Genomic DNA, 21,679 nt, shown 5'->3' with positions numbered 1-21,679 from the left:
CATCTGTGAGACCAGCCGGGAAATGCTCACAAGGAGGGATGGAGAATGCCTTATGACCGCCTCAGCGAACTGCCCAACAATGTCTCTCATGTCCTGCCCAAGCACGCGCAGGAAATCTTTCTGGCCGCGTTCAATCATGCCTGGGATCAGTATCGAGATCCCGAAGACCGCCGCGGCGACGCCTCGCGGGATGAAACAGCGCGTCGGGTGGCATGGTCTGCCGTCAAAGAGAAATATGTGAAGCGGGACGGGCGTTGGCGGCGTAAATAGCGCCGCTCATTGCAAGAACATCCAGCGATTCCAGTTACCGTAACGCCTGCTGATGTCGCCGCGCGGCAGGCTCAACAGGATCAACGCCAAGCCGGCGATCAGGCTGGCGAGAGAGGCGTTAAAGCCTGGACCGTAGGCGAAGGGCGTCAGCAATAAACAAATGCCAAGCGGGACCAATAGAAAGCGTACGGGTCTTGCGACCTCCGTCAATGCAATCACCGCTACGGTAATGGTCAGCGATCCAATCAGATGATCCCAGTCCGCCATCGCGCCCTCGGTTCCGAACAGCAGTCGCGTGCACATCAAACCCACGCCGATGAGTATGCTTACGGCGAGGTTCCAGGGCAGCCCCACGCCGCCGCCCACGACGTCTTTCATGATGGCGGCCGGGCGTTGCTCGAAGCTGGGCTCCGGCGCGACGCGTCCGCCGCTGTCTTCATCACCGAGGAAAAATACCTGCCACAGCGAGCGTCCGGCCTGTTTGCGTCGATACAGAAATTGACCGGTGGCCACTAATTCATCCAGTGAATAGGGGATCTGCAACAACATCGCGGTGGCCGCAATCAGGCAGAGGGCGCATCAGGTTTCCAGCAAGATAGGCTGAATAATGATGAAGGTGATGGAGACAATGCCCAGAGGCACAATCATGAATCCGAACAGCGCCACCAGCCAGGGCATGGTGCGCCAGCGTTTGTGCGATCCCACCAGCCCGGACAGGATTTCCAGCGCATAGGTTAACGCGCCCACGCCGGCGTCGGGAACCGGCCAGGCTTCGGACACATACGAAGTGATGATTTCCTCCGCGCCGTTTTGGGGATCAGTGCGAGAGCCGGTGAAGAATGGGTCCCACACTTCGGGAATATGCTCTAACTGGTATGCGCACAGATACGTCGAGATCAGCAGGCCAACCATCGCCAGGGCGATAATCGGCAGGCGTTGAAACCAGCTGGAGGGGTTGAAATCCCACCCTGGCGGAATGTTGGTTTCATCCAGCTCCGCTCTTGAGGAAACGCCAGGAGAGGGCGGTAATGCAATGGCGAAGCCGATAACCAGTATGCCGGCCAGTGTGTCGTTCAAATAAGCGGCTGCATTGGGTGTCCAGAATAGCAGCGGCGCCGACATCAGCCACAACCCCACTACAGCGCAAACCCAGCGCGCCCAGCTATAACGCCAGGACAGGGATAGCCCGGCGAAGACCAGCAATACCGCCCCCGCGATCACATCGCTGTATATCATGCCGGGTTCGCTATAGTCCCGCAGCGCTGGCGAGCAGACGAGCCAGAGCGCCAGGGCCATGTTCATAAAGTGAGCCCACAGGTTGCGGCTATGCAGGGCCCGGTATTGGTCGCGATGTACAATGGCGCGCGAAAATGGCGATGATGACCGGATAGTCTGTTCCTGCATGGCGAACTTCCTTTATCTGCTCACGGCGAACGATGTAAGTTAAAGTGCGGCGAGAGCGTCCTTGACGGCGCTGACAAAGGCGTCGAGGTCGCCTGGGTGGCGGGCGGTGATGATATTGCGGTCGCGCACGGTGGCGTCGTCCACCCATTCCGCGCCGGCGTTTTTCATGTCGGTGATGATGGACTTGTAAGAGGTGGCGCGAATGCCGCGGACGATCTGGGCTTCGATCAGCAGCCAGGGGCCGTGGCAGATGGCGGCGATAGGCTTTTCAGCGATGTTGAATTTATGGATCAGGTCAATCACTGTCTTCTCCACCCGCAGCAAGTCAGGGTTGATCTGCCCTCCGGGCAACACCAGGGCGTGGTAGTCCTCTACCTCCACGTCTTGCACGGTCTTGTCCACGGGGGCTTCCTCCCCCCAATCTTTTCCGCTCCACCCCCGAATGCGCCCGGCTTCCAAAGAGGCCACGTGGACCGTGACGCCCGCGTCGCGCAGGCGGTCCCGTGGAACTTCCAGTTCGGATTGTTCAAATCCGTGGGTGGCGATGATAAGAACCTTTGCTTCATTGATATTCATAGTGAATGTTTCCGTTTTCTGATATCCGTTTGGGCGGCGCAGATCCAGAACGTTGAACCTGCACTGCGATGGGTGTCCTCATAAGCGCCGCAATTTTCTTGCCATGGCTACATTTCAACAACGCACGGGTCATGAGGGCGGGGGAACCATTAAATCAAGGCGTAGCGCCCGGATTCTGAAGGCATTTTTTCCAAGCGGGTTGTAAACCTTACAATTGACGGCGCATGACTTTCCCCTTGGAAGTGTGAAGGCATATACTTTATTCTGTCCGCGGCGGATAGGGCGGAAAAGACACATCTCCGGGTTAGCGCGCCAATGAAAGACAGAGCATGAACAAGACGACTTTGGTTGATGAAGATTGGCACAAACTTGGCAAGCCTGACTGTCGTCCCGAGCAGGCGACTGCGTACATCACTTGCAAGTTGAGACAGCTTGACGAGATAAGGAGCGCCGAGGATTTGTCCGACAACGTACTGAGTAATCTGGACGACTGTAAAGACCAGTTCTCCCTTCTGATGAGCAGTATTTCCACCGACGATTATTATCCTCAATATATTTTTACTAATCGTTTGCTTGAGTTGATTCAGATAGAAATCGAACAAGTGCGCGAAAACGGATAAAACCGTCTGCCCGGCATATACTCGCAGACACATATAGGGAGCGTTCGCATGATCAGAAGGTGGTTTTACCAGACATCCATAGCTTTGTTGGCGGCAATGGCGTTGATTTCTCTGGTCTGGCCGCCAGTTTGGTGGTTTTTGATTTTTTTCGGTCCGGTCATCGCTATTGGGCTGTATGACGTTCTGCAGTCCGAACACGCGATCCTGCGAAATTTTCCTGTGATCGGCCACACCCGTTACTGGCTGGAGCGGATTCGCCCGGAAATCCAGCAATACTTCATAGAATCCAATATTGATGCGCACCCCATTCCCCGGGAGATTCGCGCCATTGTCTATCAGCGCGCCAAAGGCGCTCTGGAGACCAAGCCATTCGGCACCGAACGGGATGTGTATCGCGTCGGCTACGAGTGGGCGGCGCATGCGCTGTCGGAAACGGAGCCGTTGAAAGAAGAACCCCGCGTGGTGATTGGCGGCGAGCAATGTCGACAGCCGTATTCTTCCTCGGTGCTTAACATCAGCGCGATGAGTTACGGCGCACTCTCACCGGCTGCGATCAGGGCGTTGAACCGCGGCGCCAAGAAAGGCGGGTTTGCCCATAACACTGGCGAGGGCGGGGTTTCGCCTTACCATCTGGAAGCGGGCGCTGATCTGACCTGGCAGATTGGCACCGCCTATTTTGGATGCCGCACCCACAAAGGCGACTTTGATCCTGAGATGTTCAAGGACATGGCGCAGCGGGACGAAGTGCGCATGATCGAGCTGAAATTATCTCAGGGCGCCAAGCCGGGACATGGCGGCGTGCTGCCTGCCTGTAAGGTGAATGAGGAACTGGCGGAAATCCGAAAAGTGCCGATGGGGGAGGATGTCATCAGTCCACCCCGTCACCGGGCGTTTCATAACCCGACGCAAATGCTGGAGTTTATTGCTCACCTGCGTGAGCTGTCGGGAGGTAAACCGGTAGGGTTCAAACTCTCGGTGGGGCGGCGGGTAGAGTTTTTATCCATCTGCAAAGCCATTCTGGAAACTGGCGTCACGCCGGATTTCATCACTGTGGATGGCGGCGAAGGCGGCACTGGCGCTGCGCCGCTGGAGTTCTCCAACTCACTGGGAATGCCCGCCCGGGACGCCTGGATGTTCGTCAACAACGCTTTGGTTGGCGTGGGTAAGAGAGACCATATTCGCCTCATCGCCAGCGGCAAGATCATGACCGGATTTCATATGATTCGCGCCATGGCGTTGGGCGCGGACCTGTGCAACAGCGCACGGGGCATGATGTTCGCGCTGGGTTGCGTGCAGTCGTTGCGGTGTAACAAAAACACTTGTCCAACCGGCATCGCGACCCAGGACCCCTGGCTGTATAAAGGGCTGGTGGTGGAAGATAAAGCCGAGCGTGTTTATCGTTTTCATCAGGGCAGTATCCACAGTTTTCTGGACCTGATGAACGCCATGGGCGTGGACAGCCTGAGTCAGATTTCCCCGGAGCTGATTTTCCGACGCATTGGCGACATGCGCGTAGAAACTTTCGCAGAGCTATACGAATTCCTCACTCCAGGCCAACTGCTGGATGACGACGACTTACCCCGCACTTGGGCGAGAGACTGGCGGGACGCCAGTGCGGGGGCATTTGCGCCATAAACCCGCCGAGGAGAGCGGAAAGGCGAGAGCATGAGAGCACGCGAGAGGAGTGGAGTCGTCAGCTGCTTTTATGATGTTGCGACATACTCAACATGGATGTCCGGCGAGCGGGCCAAAGTCTGATAGACCACGCAATAGCGTTCCGTCAGTTTCATCAGGGAGCTGAGTTGCTCTGTATCCGCTTGGCTTTTGAGGTCAAAATGCAGGCGAATGGCTTTGAAGCCGACAGGGGCTTCTTTGGCGACGGACAGCGTGCCTCTGAAATCCAGGTCGCCCTCCGCGCGAATCACTGCATCCTGCAGATCCACTCCGGTCGCCGTGGCGACAGCGCGCAAGGTGACGCCAGCGCAGGCTACCAGGGCCTCCAGCAGCATATCGCCGGAGCAAAGCGATAAACCATCGCCGCCCGTCGCCGGATGCAGCCCCGCCTCCGCCATTGCTCTACCAGTCTCCACCTTGCAAGTGATTCCTTCGCCGATACGCCCTTGCGCTTTCAGCGTAATCAGCGCCGTCTCCGGCTTTTCCTTGTATTGCTGTTTCAGGGGAGATTGCAAGGCTTTGAGTTCATCCGCATTCATAAAGGCCTCCGGAGATTCAGGGATTGGGACCATGAATGTATATTAGTTGAAGCACTAAAGATTGGAGCTGTGTCTGTATACTCACCGAGGACCGCTCATCTCTGCGCTTCATGCTTGGTTTACTTCTTAAGTTGATGAAAATATGGATAAAGTGACAATAAATCCCTGCCTTAAATATCACTCTCTAAAAATGCTGATGACGCTGGATTTAAACAAGGCCGTAGAGCTTTTGGCGAGGGAATATGGCGATTCCTTTTGTCTGGATATTTCATTGATGAACGATGCCGAACGCGAGCGCTGCATGGATGTCTCCGGCGCTGTCGCTATAGTGAGAGAACGATTTTGGATTATCGAGAAGGAAAATGGAGAGGACTTAATTCGCAGGAAGGATCTTGAGAAAAAAATTGTCGACAAAGGTCAAAAATAGAGGGGGTGGCGCTGAATAAAAAAAGCCCCCAGGGCATCTTGGGGGCTTCGGATGACGGAAAATGTTATTCCTCCATATGCTCCGTCAAATTCATTGAGGCTCTGGCTCCAGAGCCTGTTTTATAGGTGGCGACCAGCTGGATGCCTGAATAAGGCTTAAAGGCGTACAGCATGATGTGGAAGGTGCCGGCGTAGGGATAGCGCCAGGAGCACCACTCCACCTGAGTGGTCGAATAAGGGCGGCAGTGGTAGTTGCTCAGCGTCGGTTGGGACTGATACATGACGTGCATGTCCGCGTCGCCAGTTCCGCCGGACATCTCAATACGCAGGTCTGTAGCGCCGGCGGGCACGTTCAGGCGGAAATAAGATTTCTCACCCTGTGCGCCGGACAGGTTGCGGTACACCTGGCCATTGGACATTTCGCGGTTATTGCCCTGATCGCTGTCGTTCTCATAGCCAACCTGCAGAGAGATTCCTGAGTAGTTGGAGAACGCGTGCAGCATGATGTAGTACTTGCCGGCCTGTGGCGTGCGGTAATAGCACTGCTCGTCCTGAGTGGTGGTGTATGGACGGCAGTTGTAGTTGTTGAAGCCGGGACGACCATCACGTTTGACGTACATATCCACGTCGCCGCGTCCGCCGCTGATTTTGAAATACAGATTGCGCGAGCCGGCAGGGACATCCAACACGTAGTACTTCAGGTCTTCTTTATTGGCGGACATGTTCTGCACGGTCTGGCCGTTGCGGAGAGTGGTTTCTGAGCTGTTGTCATCACCGCCATCGTCGCCGCCGTTATCGTCATCGCCTCCGTCATCGGGATCGCCGCCATTGGGAACGCCGGGGTTGCTGAGGGAGCGATTGGCGCAGTAACGATAGTTGTCTTTGCTCAACCAGAAGTAATTACAGTCGCCGTCGTAACTCCAGCGGCCAGTTTTCACTTTGTAGCCGGACAGGGCGACGCCGTCGAGGTGGAAGTAGCTGCCGTTATATTTCAAGCTGAAATGTTGGTGAGGGCCAGTGGAGCTGCCGCCGTCGCAGAGCGCTTGAGATTGGTTATTGGCGTAGTTCGCCAGTTTCTGGTTCCGGGAAACCGTGGCGCGATTCTGGAATTGAATGTTGTCCAGGTGGTAGTAAGTGGTCGACCATCCGCCTTCGTGCAGCACCTCAACGAAACAGGAAGAGTGACGAACTGCGGTGCCTCCTGCTGACGCCACCGCCCATTTGTTGGAGGTGTTGGAGCCCCAGTAGCCGCCGTTGTTCAAGTCCAGAGAGGAAAGCGGGTAGCTGCCGCTGCCAGTGTAAGTGTGCGCGCCGCCGAAATACCATTGCTCGCCCACAGGGAAGGGCAGCTGCAGCAAATTATCCGGTGGTACAGCATTGCGTGTGTACGCCGCAAAACGATTCAGAGATGGGGCCGCCGAAGGTGTGCTGGCGGAGCGGGCGGTTTCCGGGAACAGGCGATGATAAACCTCCTGGAACTCCTCAATATCACCCTCTGAGCTGTTGCGCAATTCATCAGACAGGGATTCTGTGGCGATGCCTTGCCCCACGAAAGACAGGTTCTGCTGCTCTTGCCCTACTGTTTTGTAGTAGTTGGTGGCGAGGCGAGTGGCGATATCCTGCACTTGCGCATTGAAGCCGGATTCGGAGGATAATTCGCCCATAGGCTGCTGCATGGCCGCGAACTGACGTCCGCCATGGCTGAGCAAGCCGCTTTGCATTTCAATCAGGGTCATCAGAACTTTCGGGCTGACGGTGCTGTAACCGGCCCAGTGCGTAATCACGTCTGCTTGATCTTTCAGGTGAGGCGCATGTTCTTCCAGGTACGCCGCCACGTCGAAGTTCAGCATCTCGTCGTAGGAATATATAAATTGGTCGTCGGGAATTGCATCGCTATCGTAGGCTTGGGCGAAAAACGGCAGAGCGGTTAGCGCGCAGGTCAGGATAGACTTGATCATCCTATTCATGAGGTTTCTCTTTGGGATTGAGTTGTAAGTATTAGAATTATCTTGCGCAGTCTGTATGAAGGACGGGTCCGGTGGAATCAGTAAAACGGCAGAAATTAGACTCGTCCGGTCAGAGGTAGGGTTATCCGTAAAGGGTTATCCGCTATACCGTTTAGTGTAAGCGGCGTAAGCGTTATGGGTGAAACTTGAAACTTTGGTTGTGTTTGTCGCAGAAAAATGAGGCGTGGCGCTCAGTTTCGGGAGCTCATGGTGGGTGGGGGGAAGTTGGGTGTCCTGGTAAGCAACCGATAATAAATTATGGGTGTCCTGGTAAGCAGTGAAAACGGAATGGCCGTGCGTTCAATCTCAATATGCCGTTAAAGAGGTAAAAGTGGGTGTCCTTGTAAACACCCCAATAGAAACCCCTGCGTTATCCCAACGACTCCAACTTCCACTTCAGCCGCTCCGTCGCCTGCCTGAGAATGAAAGGAAGGCGCTTGCCAAGGGTATGCAAGGCGTAGACGTCTCTGTCTTCCGCCTGCCAATCCGGGGCCACTCTTTCCAACTCGCCGCGACCAATGGCGTCCGCCACGAAAATGGAGGGGGCCAGCAGCAAGCCTAATCCATGCCGGGCATAGTTGATCGCCGCCGGCAGCGTATTGACCTGCATTGTCTTACCCGCCTGTAAAGGAATCTGCTCGCCGTTGTTGAACAGAGACGCTTTGTGCTGCCAGGGCAGCAGAATCAGGGTGTGGTCTTGGAACTGCTGAGGATCAGGCTTGCCATGGGTGTCCTGATAAGCTTGCGAAGCAACCAGAAACGAACGCAGGACACCCAGTTTTAGCGCGTGATAGTCGCTGTCTTTCTGCGGGCCAACTGTGATCGCCATATCCAGTTTATGCTCAAGCAGATCAAGCTTCTGATCTGAGAAGGTGACATCAGCGATCAGCTTTGGATATTGCCGACACAAATCGGCTATCACTGACTCTACGAGTAGAGATTCAAAGGCGTGAGGAGCGGTAATGGCGATCCGCCCCTGAGGTTCCTGCTCAAAGTCCTGTAACTCATCCACCGCCAGTTGCAGTGTTTCCGCCATTTGTTCGCAGCGCATTGCGAACTGGCGTCCCGCAGGCGTCAGATGCAGTCGCCGGGTGCTACGACTCAGCAGCTTCGTACCGACTAATGCTTCCAGTTGGCTGATATAAGTGCTGATACCTGACCGGGTATGTCCCAAGCTCTCTGCGGCGCCGGTAAAAGATCCGCACTTCACCACCTCATGAAAGACCAGCATACGATAGGGAAGCGCTTTTTGTTCATTATTTCTAAACATTGAGTTTTAAAACGAGCCAATTATTGCGTTAGTGAATTCGAATATTATTCCTATCGTTCCCGAAACAGCAAGAGAGAGGAAAGTGAAATGTCCCAGATCGTTATCGAAGAAGTCCTGAGCGCCAGCAGAGAATGGATTGCCTGCTTTAACCGTGGCGATGTTGAAGGTTGCCTCTCCGGTTACCTGTCCGACGCCCTCATGCGTGTGGACCCGGTTGGAGAATTCAAAGGCTCTGGCGCTATCGCCTTATTCTGGCGCGACTTCGCCAACCTCAACCCTTCGCAACTGGAGTATATGGACGTAAACGTCAAAGTCATCGACGCCAAAAGCGCCGTTCTTTCCGCTAACTGGCGCATGAATATCGCCAACGGCTTTATCAGCAAAGAGCTGTGGGTGAAGCAGGATAGTGGTGAATGGAAACTGGCGCAGGATGACTTTAGCGTTCTGAGCCTGAATCCACAGTAAAGCGCCTGAGCTTATCAGGACACCCACTTTAGTAACCGGACACCCACTTCAACGTTTGTCATTTAACACAGAGGTATCTATGAAAAGCACATATATTCTTGTACACGCAGCATGGCTGGGCGCTTGGGCTTGGAAGCATGTGGCGGATCAATTGACGGCGAAGGGACACACTGTTATCGCACCTGACTTACCGGGCCATGGCGCGGATCAAACGCCAGCTAAACTTATCCGGCTGCAGAATTACGTGACGACTGTGTTGGAGGCGGTGGATCGCTCAGAGCAACCGGTTATTCTGGTGGGACACAGTTTTGCAGGAGTCACCATCAGTCAAGTTGCGGAGGCGCGGCCTGAGAAAATTCGCGGCCTGGTCTATCTGGCGGCGTTTCTGTTGCCCAATGACGCTTCGTTTGGCGATGCGGTGGCTGGCGTGACAGGATCTCTGGCGGTGGAAAACTTCTATTTGTCAGATGATAAGACGGAAGCCTATGTCTCCGCGGAAAAAGCTCACGCCGCTTTTGCTCAGGATGCGTCCGCGGAAGCCTTTAGTGAAGCCGCTAAATACATGGTGGCGGAACCAGCTGCTCCGCTGTTTGAAAAGCTGTGTATCACTGAGGAGCGTTGCGGCGCCATTCCGAAGTACTACATTGAAACAACAGAAGACAACGCTGTGCCGCTTGCGGCGCAGAGACAAATGGCCGCACAAGGAGGCGTTCGTCGCACTTATTCGATGGCTACCGGGCATTGCCCAAACCTGACGCAACCGACGGAAGTGGCGGCCTACCTGCTGGCGATTGCCGAAGAGTTATAGGGCATTGAAACGTCTGAGAAAGCAGTGCGAATAATCGCATGAGCTTATCAGGACACCCACTGTATTAAAGTGGGTGTCCGTTTTATTACCCGCCCGTCCAGACTTGACGACCACCAATAATGCTGGTTATATAGCCAGCACTTTGTGACGTTAATTCAAGGATGAAAACCATGCCAAAGCCACGGAATGCGCAGATTTCCGTCGAAGCCACGCCTTTTTACCACTGCATCTCCCGCTGTGTGCGACAAGCCTACTTATGCGGTCAGGATACTGACGGTCGAGATTATTCTCATCGCCGCAAATGGGTAGAGTCCCGCATATTATTCCTTTCTTCTGTATTCGCCATGGACGTGTGCGCCTATGCGGTGATGAGTAATCATTTCCATGTCGTGCTTCATGTCAATGCAAGTAACGCGGCCTCATGGAGCGATAGGGAAGTCGTGCGTCGCTGGAACACCCTTTTTACCGGGACCGAGTTGAGTTGGCGTTATTTGCGAGGCGAGCCGATAGAAGATGCTCACTTCCATTTGCTGAAAAAGCAGATCGCTGTATGGCGACAGCGGCTTGCTTGCATCAGTTGGTTTATGCGTTGCCTGAATGAGCCCATTGCAAGAATGGCGAACCGGGAAGATGGCTGTACTGGCCGGTTCTGGGAGGGGCGTTTCAAGTCTCAAGCGCTGTTGGACGAAAAAGCATTATTGGCGTGCCTGGCCTATGTCGATTTAAATCCCGTGCGAGCTAATTTGGCGAGGACGCCGGAGGGAAGCCAGTACACCTCCATCCAAAGGCGCATTAACGCTCTCAAAAGTGAACAGTCGCATCAGCCAGCTAAACTCATGCCGTTTACAGGCTCTCATCGAAATAAATCCTCTCAGGGGATTCCATTCGCTCTGGATGACTATCTGGCGCTGGTGGATTGGACGGGAAGAGCGCAAAGGGAGGATAAACCTGGCTATATCCATCAAAGCTATCCGCCAATACTGCAACGCTTGAACTTCGATCCTAATCACTGGCTGACGGCCAGTCACAAATTTGAGAGTCACTTCAGAGGTTGGGTTGGCGCCTTCTATCGGCTGAAGTCAGTCTGCGCCAAGCTGGGTTACAAGCGGATTCCTGGCGGCGCTAACGCCAGGTTGCTTTTGGTATGAATAGCACAGGAGCGGCAGAGCTGAGCGAATTAAATGAAACCGGTTAACAGGACACCCACAATAAGAGCGCGGATCAAAGTCTCTCCACCAGCTTTTCAACAATTTCCAGTGGCGTTTCAAAGCAATAATCCGGCTGTTCTTCTTTCAGGCGTGTGAAGGTGTTGTAGCCCCAGGCGACGGAGCCGCATTTCAGGCCGGCTTTGCGTGCGGCCTCAATGTCTCTCAGCTCATCGCCGATATAAATCGCCTCGTGGGCCTGTATTCTTTCGTTTTTTAGGAGCGCTCGCAGCTTATGCGCCTTGCCGGACAAAGACATGCCGCAACTGAAGTAGTCGAACACTTCGAGATCATTATGTTTGAGAAACATACGGATATTGCTCTCTGAGTTGGACGAACCGATGCCTAATTTGTAGTCGTGATCGGCTAAACGCTGAAGCGTCTCTTTGATGTGGGGAAAGGGTTTGACGCTGGTCATCTTACCGGCGGCGCGCTTTCTGAATTCCCTCGCCAATTGTGGCGTGCGCCAGGCGCTGATGCCTAAAAACTCCATAATTTCGCCGTAGGTTTTATCCCTCAGCGTTTCGCCTTCTTCCTCAGTGACATAGCGGAAGTTGAAGGTCTTTGACATATCTTGGATATTTTTGAGAAACCAGGAGTAGGTGTCGGCGATAGTCCCATCAAAATCGAAAATAACGTAGGCAACCACGTAAAAATCCTTTTTGTTTTAGTCGGGCGGCGGTTGAAGGACGGCTCGTTGGTTTTTATATGCGAGTAAAAAGATAGCAGCTATTTAGCGAAGGGAAAGCAGTGAGAAGTAAATCCGGTGGCTGTCCACCGGATTGAGGTCGTGGAGCCGAGAAAGGTCAGTCGCACACCTGCCACTGGACCGTGCCTGAACCGGTCCCAAAACGTTGCATGGTGTACTTCTCAATGTCGATGAGATAACCCGTACGACCCAGGTTTTGGGTGCAGCAGCCATCGCAGTCCGAATCGGCGCACATGTCGTACACGACGACATCGATTTCCTTACCGCCCTGACGTAACCGTAGCGTTTTACCGTTCAACCAGTTGAAGTCTTTGGAGTGAACCGCCGCGATATTGTGGGCTTTGACCCAGCTTTCCGGCTGCACGCCATCCAGGCCTGCGAATTGGCCGGCCCATTCGCAGCCGTTGTACTTGATGCACTCTTCGCTGTTGGGATCAGGGTAAGATTCGTAGTTGGTCAGATTGGCTTCGTTCCAGTTATTACCGGCGGCGCAGTTAGCGCCGGAGTCGTCCCCGTTGTCTCCATCGTCATTGCCGTCGTCTGAGTCACCACCGTCTTCACCCCCTTGATACTCATCCCAGAACCAGTGGCTGATGACCGGGTCATAGCCCGGATTGGCGTGAACGGCGATATACAGCTTCCCTTTGTAGCGGACGATGTCTCCCTCCTCGTAGTTATGTCCCGACTGCCAATCCGGGTGCACATCGGAGCCTCCGTCCGTTGTTTCCGTTTTGGAGACGCGTACAGAGGATGCGTCATCGTCGCGGTCTAATTCCGCCGTGTCAGACGTGTAGAGGTCACGTACGCCTTTGAAGTTGTTGTGCTGAAACACCTCCAGCTTTAGACCACTGGGAACTCGGGCGGAAGACAGATCATCGTTCAATGCGCCACGGGATATCAGGCTGGTTAAGTTGTAGTCGCCAACGGGCAGCTCAACGGCATAGCCCTTAAAGTGGGTGTCCTCGTAGAGCGTGACGGATTTTTCTCCGCCGTTGTTTGCGTCCGCACCATAAACCTCTATTTCCCACAACGAATAACCGTATTCGGTTCCACGCTTTTTACCTTTGATGCGGACGTATCTGCCGGTGGCGTTCAGGTTGGTCAGATCATCAACGTCCCCGTCTGCGTCAGTGACGGAACGGACTGTCGTCCAGGATGACGCGTCGTTGGAGACCTGTATGTCATAGGCTTTAGCGTAAGCTGCTTCCCACGTAAGCCTGACGCGGGATATGGATCGCTTTTCACCCAGGTCCACATAGATCCAGGCTGAACTGCCGTAGGCGCTACCCCAGCGAGTGCTGGCGTCGCCGTCGACGGCCATGTAGCCGCTGAGATCGCTGGATTCGACAGAAGACGTAGTGACAGGTCGCATGTGCGCCAGATTCTCCGCTGCGAAAGCGCAATGGCCGAGGCCAGCTCCCGCTGCGATAGAGAGCGCTAGCGCATGTCTGCGCCAGTGGGATGAAATCATGGGTGTCCTTCCTTATTGCTTTAATTAGGTTCATTGGCGGTCAGGCTTGGCGATGCCTGTTATTAACGTGATACGTTTTCGAGTCTAGGTTGGGAACCGTTCCCAAACGATTACCCAAAGGGGCTAAAAGGGATCTAGTCCAAAGGTGCGCAACCTCCTGCTCAGATGCAGGGATTTATTACATCTGTTTAACTGGCTAATTGTGGGGGTCCCAGTAATTTGTACGGCAGCGATGCACTCACTGATTATGAGAGCCTGCCCGGCGACAAATGTTTCTCTGCCGCAAAAGTGGGTGTCCTACTAAGTCGATGTTTAAATACAGCGCTAATTATGGGTGTCCTGGTAAGCGCCCAGACGCCTTCGCCATAACCCAACCTGCACAATATTCAAGGAATCAGCATGCTGAAGTTGTTTACGATCAGGGATAACGGAGTTCATGAGGTTTCGTCTTCTGTGTCCCAAGAGACGCTGCAGGAGGCTTCCTGGATTGATGCGCAGGCGCCGGATGCGGCGGAGCGCGAACTGCTGAATGCGTTATTACCCGAGGATTTGCCGGAGTCGTCGGCGGTGGAGGAGATCGAGTCTTCAGCGCGGTTTTTCACTGACGCCAACGGCGTGCACGTGCACTCGCTGTTTTTGTCGAACGGAGACGGCCGACCCAGAACGGTCACGGTTGCTTTTATATTGCAGACACAGCGGCTGATTACATTAAGGCAGAGCGATTGCGCTGACTTCGGGTTGTTCCGGACGCGGGCGGAGAAAGGCCAGGTGGAGGTGGCTGGCCCGGCTCAACTGCTGGTGGCGCTGCTGGAGCAAAAAGTGGGAAATCTGGCGGATGTGATAGAGGACACCCATCGTAAGCTCGATCATATCAGCCATCAGGTGCTGGAGCAGGGCGGTGACTTGCAGGCTGCTATCGGCGGACTGGCGCGAGTGGAGAATTTAAACGGCAAGGTGCGACTTTGCCTGATGGATACGGAGCGCGCGATCTCCTTTCTGCAGCGTCACGCCAAGCCCTGGCCGGAGATGCAGCAGACCTGTCAGGAAATCATGCGCGATGTGGAGACGTTGATGTCTCACACCACATTTTTGTTTGAAAAGATCAATTACTTGATGGACTACACGCAAGGCTTCATCAATATTCACCAGAACCAGATCATTAAAATCTTCTCCATCGTATCTGTGGTTTTGCTGCCGCCCACCTTGATCGCCAGTATCTATGGCATGAACTTCAACTATATTCCTGAGCTGAAATGGCTGTTGGGATATCCCTGGGCGATCGGCCTGATGATTGTGTCTGCAGTGGCCCCCTATTTGTATTTCAAGCGCAAGGGGTGGCTGTAGACGGCTTTTGCAACAGTGAGGCGGAGAATTGCGGTATGAAGATGAAATTTGATTTATATCCGTTTTGAATCGTGGGTATCTGCGCATAATAATGCGCTTTTAGGATTTTTATATGTGACCAAGGAACCAGGAATGAGACGTTTGACACTACAAGAAGCCGCCCGATTATCTATCCCATTGTTGGACCTGACTTCGCTGAATAAAGCGGACACGGACGCCAGCATCACCGCCCTTTGCCAGAAAGCGCGCACCCCGGAAGGCTGGGTGGCGGCAGTGTGCGTATATCCCCGTTTTGTCGCGCTGGCGAAGCAAAATTTGAGCGACTCGCCTGTGAAAGTGGCGACTGTGGTGAACTTCCCTCACGGCGAATCGCCAGCCGACGCGGTGATTGTGGAAACCACCGAAGCGATCCGCGCTGGGGCGGATGAGATCGACCTTGTGTTTCCCTATAAAGCCTTGCTGGCGGGAGATGAAAACACGGGGCGCAAATTAGTGGCCGCGGTGAAAGCCGCTTGCGGCGAGGCGGTCCCATTAAAGGTCATCATTGAGTCCGGCGAATTGATGACTCCGGACAATGTGCGACGCGCCAGTGAATTGGCGATCGCCGCCGGCGCGGATTTTCTGAAGACATCCACCGGAAAAGTGAAGGTCAATGCGACGCTGGATGCGGCGGAAGTCATGCTCAACTGCATACGCGAGTCCCGTGCGCCGGTCGGGTTTAAAGCCGCTGGCGGAGTCGGCACGCCGGAGCAGGCGCGGCTCTACCTCAGTCTGGCGATGAATATCATGGGTGACGACTGGGTGTCTCCAGACAACTTCCGCTTTGGCGCCAGCAGCTTGTTGCATAATCTGCTGGTGTTGTTGGGACACGGTTCCGACCACGCCACATTGGAATACTGATCTACACTGCAAGACGCAGATCGCGCCAACGAGCGCCGATAACACAATATTAATCCGGCAGACAAATAGCTTCCTTCTATTTGTCTGCAACGACAGGGCCTGCACAGGTCAGGCCCTGTCTCCCGCGGCTTGTCGCCGCGCAGGCGCGTCCATGCGCCTGGTGATTAACATGCCAATATCATTGCCATGTTAATAACAACGAACCGTCATGGAGACAGAAGTTACTTTTAAGGAGAGAGTGTGAGCAGGGCAATTTTGATCGTACTGGACAGCTTTGGCATTGGCGCCACGGCCGATGCGGCGCGTTTCGGCGACACCGGCGCCAACACCTTATTGCATATCGCCGAAGCCTGCGCCGCCGGCGCTTGCGATAGCCAAGGCAGAGCAGGGCCACTGCGGCTTCCCAACATGAATCGGTTAGGCCTGGGCAAGGCGGGAGAAGCCAGTTGCGGCGTTGCGGCGCCAGGGTTAGAGTCGACGCCAGCCATTATGGGTGCTTATGGCTTTGCGGAAGAGCTAAGCTCCGGCAAAGACACGCCTTCCGGGCATTGGGAAATCGCCGGCGTTCCCGTGCTGTTCGATTGGGGCTATTTCACCGATAAGCAGCAAAGCTTCCCGCTGGAGTTGCTCGACGCCATTGTTGAAGAAGCCGGGCTGCCTGGCGTGCTGGGCAATGTTCATGCCTCCGGCACCCAGATTATTGTGGATCTGGGCATGGAGCATATGGCGACGGGCAAGCCGATTTTCTACACCAGCGCGGATAGTGTTGTTCAGATCGCCTGCCACGAAGAATCCTTTGGCTTGCAGCGTTTGTATGAGCTGTGCCAAATCACCCGCAAACATATCGACCCCTATAACATCGCCCGCGTCATCGCGCGTCCTTTTGTGGGCGCATCGCCGGAAGACTTTCGTCGCACCGGCGCTCGCCGTGATTTCGCCACGCCGCCTCATAAACCAACGCTGCTGGATAAGCTGAATCTTGCCGGAGGGCAGGTGATCGCCATTGGCAAAATCTCCGATATCTATGCTGGCAAAGGCGTCAGTCGTTCGGTCAAGGCGGACGGTCTATGTGCGCTGGTGGAAGCGACGCTGACAGCAATGAACGAGAGCGACGGCGCGACAAATGAGCAAGGCACGATGATTTTCACCAATCTGGTGGACTTCGACATGCTTTACGGCCACCGTCGCGACGTCACCGGCTATGCGAAGGCGCTGGAAAATTTTGACTCCATGTTGCCGGACATTATGGGCTCCATGAGGAATGACGACCTGCTGATTCTGACGGCGGACCACGGCTGCGATCCTACCTGGCCCGGCAGCGATCATACACGGGAGCATATTCCCATCCTGATGTACGGCAAGCGTGCGCCACATGGCTTTATCGGCGCCAGAAAGACGTTCGCCGACATCGGTCAGACGCTGGCGGAATACTTTCATCTTGGCCGACTGGACTTCGGCGAATCCTTTCTCGCTCCAGCAGCCCATTAAATTATCCCAGGGCGCCGGGATGCGCGCCCATCTGTTTCACCTCATCACATAAGGAAGACGATTATGGCCACTCCTCATATCGCCGCTAATCCCGGTGACTTTGCAGATACCGTTTTGATGCCGGGCGATCCGCTCCGAGCCAAACACATCGCGGAGACTTATCTGGCGAAACCCGTGTTGGTGAATGATGTGCGCGGTATGCTCGGATACACTGGCGAATACCGTGGACGCAGGCTTTCGGTTATGGGATCAGGCATGGGCGTGCCCTCCATCTCCATCTACGCCCATGAGCTATATACCCAGTTCAATGTGAAAAATATCGTTCGCGTCGGCTCCTGCGGTTCTATTCGCGATGAAGTGAAAGTGCGCGACATCGTTATCGGAATGGGGGCAGGAACGGACTCTTTGGTGAACCGAGTGCGTCTCAATCATTACGATTTCGCCGCCATTGCCGACTATGATTTGCTGGAGCCAGTGGTCAACGCCGCCCGTCGTCGGGAGACGCGATACCATGTTGGCGCTTTGTTCACCACAGACCTGTTCTACGCCGCCGATCCCGGCTTAACAGAACACCTATCCGCACATGGCGTCAAGGCGGTGGAGATGGAAGCCGCCGGACTCTACGGCGTGGCCGCCGCATGTGGCGGCAAAGCCCTGGCGCTTTGCACCGTCAGCGATCATCTGTTAAGCGGTGAAAGACTGAGCCCGGAAGAAAGACGCACCAGCTTCAACGACATGGTGGAAATCGCCCTGGAAGCGGCGGTCAGCTTCTAGCCATCACGTTAACAGGACACCCACTTTTTACACGAATAGCGCTAGCAGGACACCCACCGTTAAGGTGCGATGGGCCCCCATGTTTGCGGGGGCTCAGCCATGGTGTTCTTAACAGGACACCCACATTTTGAGTGTGACTGAACCCCAGGATTTTGAAGGGGTTACGGTCTCAACGCTAATAGTGCAATGTTAGCAAGACACCCACCGTAGACCCTGTCCGATCCGGTTTCCCAAGGCTTGCCGCCAAGCCAGCAATTGTCTATCCCTAAAAATTCAATCCCAAATCCACCCGTTCGCGCTGAGCTTGTCGAAGCGCTCTTACTGGGTGTCCTACTATTAATCAGGCAGACAAATAGCTTCCTTCTATTTGTCTGCAACGACAGGGCCTGCACATGTCAGGCCCTGTCTCCCGCGGCTTAACGCCGCGCAGGCGCGTCCATGCGCCTGATGATTAACATGCCAATATCATTGCCATGTTAATAACTTCCAGTCATCGTCAAAATCATTAAATGGACACCCACCTTTCGTGCACGAAAACATCACTGCTTCAACAGGCGGGCGTTTTAATGCTCTTCAGGTTTCAACAACCCCCTTGCTTCTGCTAAACAGAGAGGTAGCAGACAGGTAGGGAGAGCCGCATTAATGCTGAAATCGCTGAACTTTAAACATCTTTACTATTTCTGGGTGATCGCGCGGGAGGGCTCGCTGGTCGCCGCCAGTAAGGAACTCAATCTGGCGCCGCAGACGCTCAGCGGACAATTATCCTCCCTTGAGGAGTCGCTGGGCGGTTTGTTGTTCAATCGCAAGGGACGGCGTATGACGTTGACCCAGCTTGGCCGGCTGGTGCTCAGTTACGCGGACGATATGTTCCGGGTGGCCGGCGAGCTGCAACAGGTTGCGTTGCTGGTGACCAGTGGGCGCTCCATCAGTCTGGCGGTGGGGATTTCCGCTTCGATCCATAAACTGTTCGCTTACCGCATGTTGGAGCCGGCCCTGCATCTGGATCGGGAGGTCAAGCTCTCGTGTCGCTCGGGGACTGTCGAGCACTTAGTGCAGGAGCTGCTGAGTTATCGTCTGGATATCGTGCTGGCGGATCGCTTGCCGCCCCTTCATCGAGACAGCCAGACCCACTGGCGCGAGCTGGAAAGCTCCAGCATCAGCCTGTTCGCCAAGCCCGATCTGGCGCGTACTTTACGCAAAAACTTTCCTCTCAGCTTGGATGGACAGCCATTATTAGCGACAACTCTGGAGTCGCCGTATTTTCAGCAATTGATGCGCTGGCTGGGCGATCATGGCGTCAAGCCGGTCATCAAAGCGGAAATTGACGATAGCGCATTGGTCAAAGTGTTCGGCGCTCGCGGTCTGGGTGTATTCGCCGCTCCAACCGTCATCTGTGAGGAAGTATTGCGGCAGTACCAAGTGGAGCTGGTAGGCAGCATTGAAGCGGTGACTGAGCGGCTGTACGCCGTCACGCGCAGCGCTCGCTCCGGTAACCCGGCGGTGGAGGCGATTTGTCTGCGCCGTTCAGCGTCTTGAGCATCAAAAGAAGGCATTAAGATCGAAAAAACCGTATCAAAACGACGTTTAAAACTGCTTTTCTCGATCTGTTGGCTTTGCCAGACTGAGACTGAAGCAAGCAACAGGTAAACGCTATGATGAAAGCTATCCACAAATATCGTCTTGAAGGACCGCAAACCGCCAATCGTATCATGCTGCGAGAAGGCAGCCGGATTGTTCGCTCCGAATATCTGGTGACGGAGAAAGCTGTGTTTATCTGGGTTGAGGAGCCCTTGGCGGTGGAAATACCCTCTCAACCCCGGCTGTTTTACGTGGTGATGTCAGGCGAGCCGGTGCCGGAGAACTACTGCCACCTTGATACGGCGCTTGATCCCTTTGGGCCCGAGGCTTACCACGTCTTTGAGGCTCCGGCGGAAAGCCGAAACTTGAGTGCAGCCTGAACCGCTACGGCAGCACGCAGAACGGACGGCTTAATGACGTTTAACTTGCGCGGCGATAAAGGAGAAGGTAGTACTGAACGCTTTGACTAATGTGGGTGTCCTGGTAAGCGCGTTTTAGTAAACCGATGTATAAATCGCGGGCGCCTGGGACGCCGAGAAGAACGAGGCCGCCACGAACCTTATGAACCGCCGCAAGTTTATTCTCGCCTCGTCGCTGCTTGCGGCGGCGGGGCTGGGAGTCTGGAGTTGGCCGCGTCGCTGGCGCTATATCGTCATTCATCACAGCGGCGGCGCCTCTGGAGATCTGGCGTTGCTGCAACGGGTGCATCGAGAACGCCAGCCCAACGATCCCATTCATGCGATTCCCTATCACTATGTCATCGGCAACGGCCATGGGCTCGCTATGGGAGAGGTGGCCAGCGACTGGCGGCAGGAGTATGACCTCTGGGGCGGGCATCTGACGCTGCATAATCTGACGCGTAACTTTCTCGGTATTGGCGTATGCCTGATTGGCGATTTTGAAAAACGCGATGTGCCTGAGTCTCAGTACCAGGCTTTAGTCAGGCTGACCCGTGCATTGATGACCCGCTACGATATTCCCGCCGCGAATGTCTCCGGCCATGGCATGACTCCCGGAGAGTCGACGCAATGCCCTGGCTCACGCTTTCCCATGGCCCGTTTCCAGCGGGATATAGCTTGAGGCTCGCATTAGCATAGCGTCCTGGCGTTTTCCAACTATGCTTGAAGTATGTCTGTCCGCCGCTTTATGCCGTTCTGTCTCATGCTCCTATCTGGAAGCCACGTATCCTGTCTATTGGCGATGCGCTTGTTGTTGCTGGGTTGCGTTATCGCTCTCAGTGCAACGCCCACCTACGCCGCTCGCAAAATGGTATTGGTGGTGTCTTCTCAAGTGGCGGAAACCGAACAGGGTCGCCAGTACAAGCTCTTCTATACCGAAGTATTTCGCCGTCTCAACTTGGAGTTTGAAATGAAAACCTTCCCCTCCAAGCGCTGTGGCGCGCTGGCTAACTCTGGCCTGGTGGATGGTTTGCCCAGCCGCGTGGCGGGGTATGAGGCGGCGCACCCGAACCTGATAAGAATTAACGCGCCTTTGTGGGAGGTGAGCTTTACCGCCTATGCGCTGTCTCCCGGTTTGCGGGTGAACGGCTGGAGTAGCCTGGCCGGACAGGATTTACGGGTGGATTGTCGCTTAGGCGTTGGGAGCTGTGAGGAGGAGCTTCCTAAAATCAAGCAACTGGGCCCGGTGGAATTTGTCGCCAACGCCAACCTGGGCTTGCGGCGTCTGCAGGCGGGGCGGGCGGATCTGTACATCGACCTCGACTTTGTGGTCGATCCGCTGTTGCACGCGGAGGAGTTTTCTCACGCCAGCATTAACAAAGCTGGCGTGTTGGAAAGCGTCTCGACCTATTTGTATGTACACAAGCGCAACCAGGATCTGGCCCCCGCTCTGGAGGCGACGTTGAGGGCGATGCGGGAAGAAGGTCTGATTGCACGGTTCAATCCCATGGCTAATACACAATCCCCTGGATCTCCATGAATTAGATAAACAGATCTTGGTCTCAGAAAGACGGTTAACAACGATCATCCTTACTTTTCCATATTTAAGCGCTTCTATCTAGCAAGGGACTATCGTAGTCTGATTTTCACTTTTTCTTCTAACTCACTGATATATATGAGATACCTATGAAGGAGCTATACACGGCCTGACCCTGGGGGACACAACCATCATCTCCACCCACGCTTACGCCGCC

Annotated in this window: 23 protein-coding genes; 15 read left to right on the top strand and 8 right to left on the bottom strand. The window is 54.7% G+C overall.

Features of this window, described 5'->3' with window-relative positions; genetic code table 11:
- Positions 1–45 precede the first annotated feature (45 nt).
- A complete protein-coding gene (locus EUZ85_RS18520) occupies positions 46–270 on the top strand; it encodes a ChaB family protein (protein ID WP_127970716.1) in 225 nt (74 codons plus the stop codon).
- A 6-nt stretch (positions 271–276) separates the two neighbouring features.
- Here the strand turns inward: EUZ85_RS18520 and EUZ85_RS31400 are convergent, their stop codons facing one another.
- Genes EUZ85_RS31400 through EUZ85_RS18510 form a run of 3 tightly spaced genes read right to left on the bottom strand, consistent with a single transcriptional unit; the run spans position 277 to position 2,250 of the window.
- Positions 277–819, bottom strand: coding sequence for a hypothetical protein (locus EUZ85_RS31400; protein ID WP_206617918.1), 543 nt, complete (start codon positions 817–819; stop codon positions 277–279).
- A 30-nt stretch (positions 820–849) separates the two neighbouring features.
- Positions 850–1,674 (bottom strand): vitamin K epoxide reductase family protein, encoded by an 825-nt coding sequence (locus EUZ85_RS31395; protein ID WP_206617917.1) that lies wholly within the window; start codon positions 1,672–1,674, stop codon positions 850–852.
- Between the two features lie 39 nt (positions 1,675–1,713).
- On the bottom strand, positions 1,714–2,250 hold the full coding sequence (locus EUZ85_RS18510; RefSeq protein ID WP_127970714.1) for a type 1 glutamine amidotransferase domain-containing protein: 537 nt from the start codon (positions 2,248–2,250) through the stop codon (positions 1,714–1,716).
- Positions 2,251–2,579: 329 nt separating this feature from the next.
- Between EUZ85_RS18510 and EUZ85_RS18505 the strand changes: the two genes are divergently transcribed.
- Positions 2,580–2,870, top strand: coding sequence for a hypothetical protein (locus tag EUZ85_RS18505; RefSeq protein ID WP_127970712.1), 291 nt, complete (start codon positions 2,580–2,582; stop codon positions 2,868–2,870).
- Positions 2,871–2,918: 48 nt separating this feature from the next.
- A complete protein-coding gene (locus tag EUZ85_RS18500; RefSeq protein ID WP_127970710.1) occupies positions 2,919–4,505 on the top strand; it encodes an FMN-binding glutamate synthase family protein in 1,587 nt (528 codons plus the stop codon).
- A gap of 68 nt (positions 4,506–4,573) precedes the next feature.
- Here EUZ85_RS18500 and EUZ85_RS18495 read toward each other — a convergent pair whose 3' ends face one another.
- On the bottom strand, positions 4,574–5,083 hold the full coding sequence (locus EUZ85_RS18495; protein WP_127970708.1) for an OsmC family protein: 510 nt from the start codon (positions 5,081–5,083) through the stop codon (positions 4,574–4,576).
- 142 nt (positions 5,084–5,225) lie between these two features.
- Between EUZ85_RS18495 and EUZ85_RS18490 the strand changes: the two genes are divergently transcribed.
- Positions 5,226–5,510 (top strand): hypothetical protein, encoded by a 285-nt coding sequence (locus EUZ85_RS18490; protein WP_127970706.1) that lies wholly within the window; start codon positions 5,226–5,228, stop codon positions 5,508–5,510.
- A 64-nt stretch (positions 5,511–5,574) separates the two neighbouring features.
- Here the strand turns inward: EUZ85_RS18490 and EUZ85_RS18485 are convergent, their stop codons facing one another.
- Together EUZ85_RS18485 and EUZ85_RS18480 are read right to left on the bottom strand one after the other, a co-directional pair.
- Positions 5,575–7,476: a pre-peptidase C-terminal domain-containing protein gene (locus tag EUZ85_RS18485; protein WP_127970704.1), complete on the bottom strand. Its 1,902-nt coding sequence runs from the start codon at positions 7,474–7,476 to the stop codon at positions 5,575–5,577.
- 409 nt (positions 7,477–7,885) lie between these two features.
- Positions 7,886–8,785, bottom strand: coding sequence for a LysR family transcriptional regulator (locus EUZ85_RS18480; protein WP_127970702.1), 900 nt, complete (start codon positions 8,783–8,785; stop codon positions 7,886–7,888).
- A gap of 87 nt (positions 8,786–8,872) precedes the next feature.
- Between EUZ85_RS18480 and EUZ85_RS18475 the strand changes: the two genes are divergently transcribed.
- The 3 genes from EUZ85_RS18475 to EUZ85_RS18465 all read left to right on the top strand — a co-directional run bounded on the left by EUZ85_RS18475 (position 8,873) and on the right by EUZ85_RS18465 (position 11,206).
- On the top strand, positions 8,873–9,250 hold the full coding sequence (locus tag EUZ85_RS18475; protein WP_127970700.1) for a DUF4440 domain-containing protein: 378 nt from the start codon (positions 8,873–8,875) through the stop codon (positions 9,248–9,250).
- Between the two features lie 79 nt (positions 9,251–9,329).
- Positions 9,330–10,058, top strand: a complete 729-nt coding sequence (locus EUZ85_RS18470) for an alpha/beta fold hydrolase (RefSeq protein WP_127970698.1) — start codon at positions 9,330–9,332, stop codon at positions 10,056–10,058.
- A 170-nt stretch (positions 10,059–10,228) separates the two neighbouring features.
- A complete protein-coding gene (locus tag EUZ85_RS18465) occupies positions 10,229–11,206 on the top strand; it encodes a transposase (RefSeq protein WP_127970696.1) in 978 nt (325 codons plus the stop codon).
- Positions 11,207–11,279: 73 nt separating this feature from the next.
- Here EUZ85_RS18465 and EUZ85_RS18460 read toward each other — a convergent pair whose 3' ends face one another.
- Together EUZ85_RS18460 and EUZ85_RS18455 are read right to left on the bottom strand one after the other, a co-directional pair.
- Positions 11,280–11,912, bottom strand: coding sequence for an HAD-IA family hydrolase (locus EUZ85_RS18460; protein WP_127970694.1), 633 nt, complete (start codon positions 11,910–11,912; stop codon positions 11,280–11,282).
- Between the two features lie 157 nt (positions 11,913–12,069).
- On the bottom strand, positions 12,070–13,443 hold the full coding sequence (locus EUZ85_RS18455; RefSeq protein WP_127970692.1) for a discoidin domain-containing protein: 1,374 nt from the start codon (positions 13,441–13,443) through the stop codon (positions 12,070–12,072).
- A gap of 399 nt (positions 13,444–13,842) precedes the next feature.
- Here EUZ85_RS18455 and corA point away from each other — a divergent pair, with 399 nt between their 5' ends.
- The 8 genes from corA (at position 13,843) to EUZ85_RS18410 (ending at position 21,465) form a co-directional block, all read left to right on the top strand.
- The gene (gene corA / locus EUZ85_RS18450; RefSeq protein ID WP_127970690.1) at positions 13,843–14,787 is read left to right on the top strand and encodes a magnesium/cobalt transporter CorA; all 945 of its coding nucleotides are present in this window, start codon (positions 13,843–13,845) and stop codon (positions 14,785–14,787) included.
- A 132-nt stretch (positions 14,788–14,919) separates the two neighbouring features.
- Positions 14,920–15,687 carry a deoxyribose-phosphate aldolase gene (deoC, locus tag EUZ85_RS18445; protein ID WP_127970688.1) on the top strand — a complete coding sequence of 256 codons (768 nt, stop codon included), beginning with the start codon at positions 14,920–14,922 and terminating at the stop codon, positions 15,685–15,687.
- Positions 15,688–15,927: 240 nt separating this feature from the next.
- Positions 15,928–17,175, top strand: coding sequence for a phosphopentomutase (locus tag EUZ85_RS18440; protein WP_127970686.1), 1,248 nt, complete (start codon positions 15,928–15,930; stop codon positions 17,173–17,175).
- 63 nt (positions 17,176–17,238) lie between these two features.
- A complete protein-coding gene (gene deoD / locus EUZ85_RS18435) occupies positions 17,239–17,949 on the top strand; it encodes a purine-nucleoside phosphorylase (RefSeq protein WP_127970684.1) in 711 nt (236 codons plus the stop codon).
- Positions 17,950–18,591: 642 nt separating this feature from the next.
- Positions 18,592–19,485, top strand: a complete 894-nt coding sequence (locus EUZ85_RS18425) for a LysR family transcriptional regulator (RefSeq protein WP_127970679.1) — start codon at positions 18,592–18,594, stop codon at positions 19,483–19,485.
- 116 nt (positions 19,486–19,601) lie between these two features.
- Positions 19,602–19,907, top strand: coding sequence for a hypothetical protein (locus EUZ85_RS18420; protein WP_241566803.1), 306 nt, complete (start codon positions 19,602–19,604; stop codon positions 19,905–19,907).
- 181 nt (positions 19,908–20,088) lie between these two features.
- A complete protein-coding gene (locus EUZ85_RS18415; protein ID WP_127970677.1) occupies positions 20,089–20,607 on the top strand; it encodes a peptidoglycan recognition family protein in 519 nt (172 codons plus the stop codon).
- Positions 20,608–20,688: 81 nt separating this feature from the next.
- On the top strand, positions 20,689–21,465 hold the full coding sequence (locus EUZ85_RS18410; RefSeq protein WP_127970675.1) for an ABC transporter substrate-binding protein: 777 nt from the start codon (positions 20,689–20,691) through the stop codon (positions 21,463–21,465).
- Positions 21,466–21,679 lie beyond the last annotated feature (214 nt).

This window comes from Hahella sp. KA22 (assembly GCF_004135205.1).
Taxonomy (GTDB): Bacteria; Pseudomonadota; Gammaproteobacteria; order Pseudomonadales; family Oleiphilaceae; genus Hahella.
This window is presented reverse-complemented; position numbering and strand designations above follow the sequence as displayed.

Bases quoted from the DNA above. Each gene is read 5' to 3' on its own strand.
- EUZ85_RS18520 (WP_127970716.1), top strand. From the start codon at position 46: ATGCCTTATGACCGCCTCAGCGAACTGCCCAACAATGTCTCTCATGTC.
- EUZ85_RS31400 (WP_206617918.1), bottom strand. From the start codon at position 819: ATGTTGTTGCAGATCCCCTATTCACTGGATGAATTAGTGGCCACCGGT.
- EUZ85_RS31395 (WP_206617917.1), bottom strand. From the start codon at position 1,674: ATGCAGGAACAGACTATCCGGTCATCATCGCCATTTTCGCGCGCCATT.
- EUZ85_RS18510 (WP_127970714.1), bottom strand. From the start codon at position 2,250: ATGAATATCAATGAAGCAAAGGTTCTTATCATCGCCACCCACGGATTT.
- EUZ85_RS18505 (WP_127970712.1), top strand. From the start codon at position 2,580: ATGAACAAGACGACTTTGGTTGATGAAGATTGGCACAAACTTGGCAAG.
- EUZ85_RS18500 (WP_127970710.1), top strand. From the start codon at position 2,919: ATGATCAGAAGGTGGTTTTACCAGACATCCATAGCTTTGTTGGCGGCA.
- EUZ85_RS18495 (WP_127970708.1), bottom strand. From the start codon at position 5,083: ATGAATGCGGATGAACTCAAAGCCTTGCAATCTCCCCTGAAACAGCAA.
- EUZ85_RS18490 (WP_127970706.1), top strand. From the start codon at position 5,226: ATGGATAAAGTGACAATAAATCCCTGCCTTAAATATCACTCTCTAAAA.
- EUZ85_RS18485 (WP_127970704.1), bottom strand. From the start codon at position 7,476: ATGAATAGGATGATCAAGTCTATCCTGACCTGCGCGCTAACCGCTCTG.
- EUZ85_RS18480 (WP_127970702.1), bottom strand. From the start codon at position 8,785: ATGTTTAGAAATAATGAACAAAAAGCGCTTCCCTATCGTATGCTGGTC.
- EUZ85_RS18475 (WP_127970700.1), top strand. From the start codon at position 8,873: ATGTCCCAGATCGTTATCGAAGAAGTCCTGAGCGCCAGCAGAGAATGG.
- EUZ85_RS18470 (WP_127970698.1), top strand. From the start codon at position 9,330: ATGAAAAGCACATATATTCTTGTACACGCAGCATGGCTGGGCGCTTGG.
- EUZ85_RS18465 (WP_127970696.1), top strand. From the start codon at position 10,229: ATGCCAAAGCCACGGAATGCGCAGATTTCCGTCGAAGCCACGCCTTTT.
- EUZ85_RS18455 (WP_127970692.1), bottom strand. From the start codon at position 13,443: ATGATTTCATCCCACTGGCGCAGACATGCGCTAGCGCTCTCTATCGCA.
- corA (WP_127970690.1), top strand. From the start codon at position 13,843: ATGCTGAAGTTGTTTACGATCAGGGATAACGGAGTTCATGAGGTTTCG.
- deoC (WP_127970688.1), top strand. From the start codon at position 14,920: ATGAGACGTTTGACACTACAAGAAGCCGCCCGATTATCTATCCCATTG.
- deoD (WP_127970684.1), top strand. From the start codon at position 17,239: ATGGCCACTCCTCATATCGCCGCTAATCCCGGTGACTTTGCAGATACC.
- EUZ85_RS18425 (WP_127970679.1), top strand. From the start codon at position 18,592: ATGCTGAAATCGCTGAACTTTAAACATCTTTACTATTTCTGGGTGATC.
- EUZ85_RS18420 (WP_241566803.1), top strand. From the start codon at position 19,602: ATGATGAAAGCTATCCACAAATATCGTCTTGAAGGACCGCAAACCGCC.
- EUZ85_RS18415 (WP_127970677.1), top strand. From the start codon at position 20,089: ATGAACCGCCGCAAGTTTATTCTCGCCTCGTCGCTGCTTGCGGCGGCG.
- EUZ85_RS18410 (WP_127970675.1), top strand. From the start codon at position 20,689: ATGCTCCTATCTGGAAGCCACGTATCCTGTCTATTGGCGATGCGCTTG.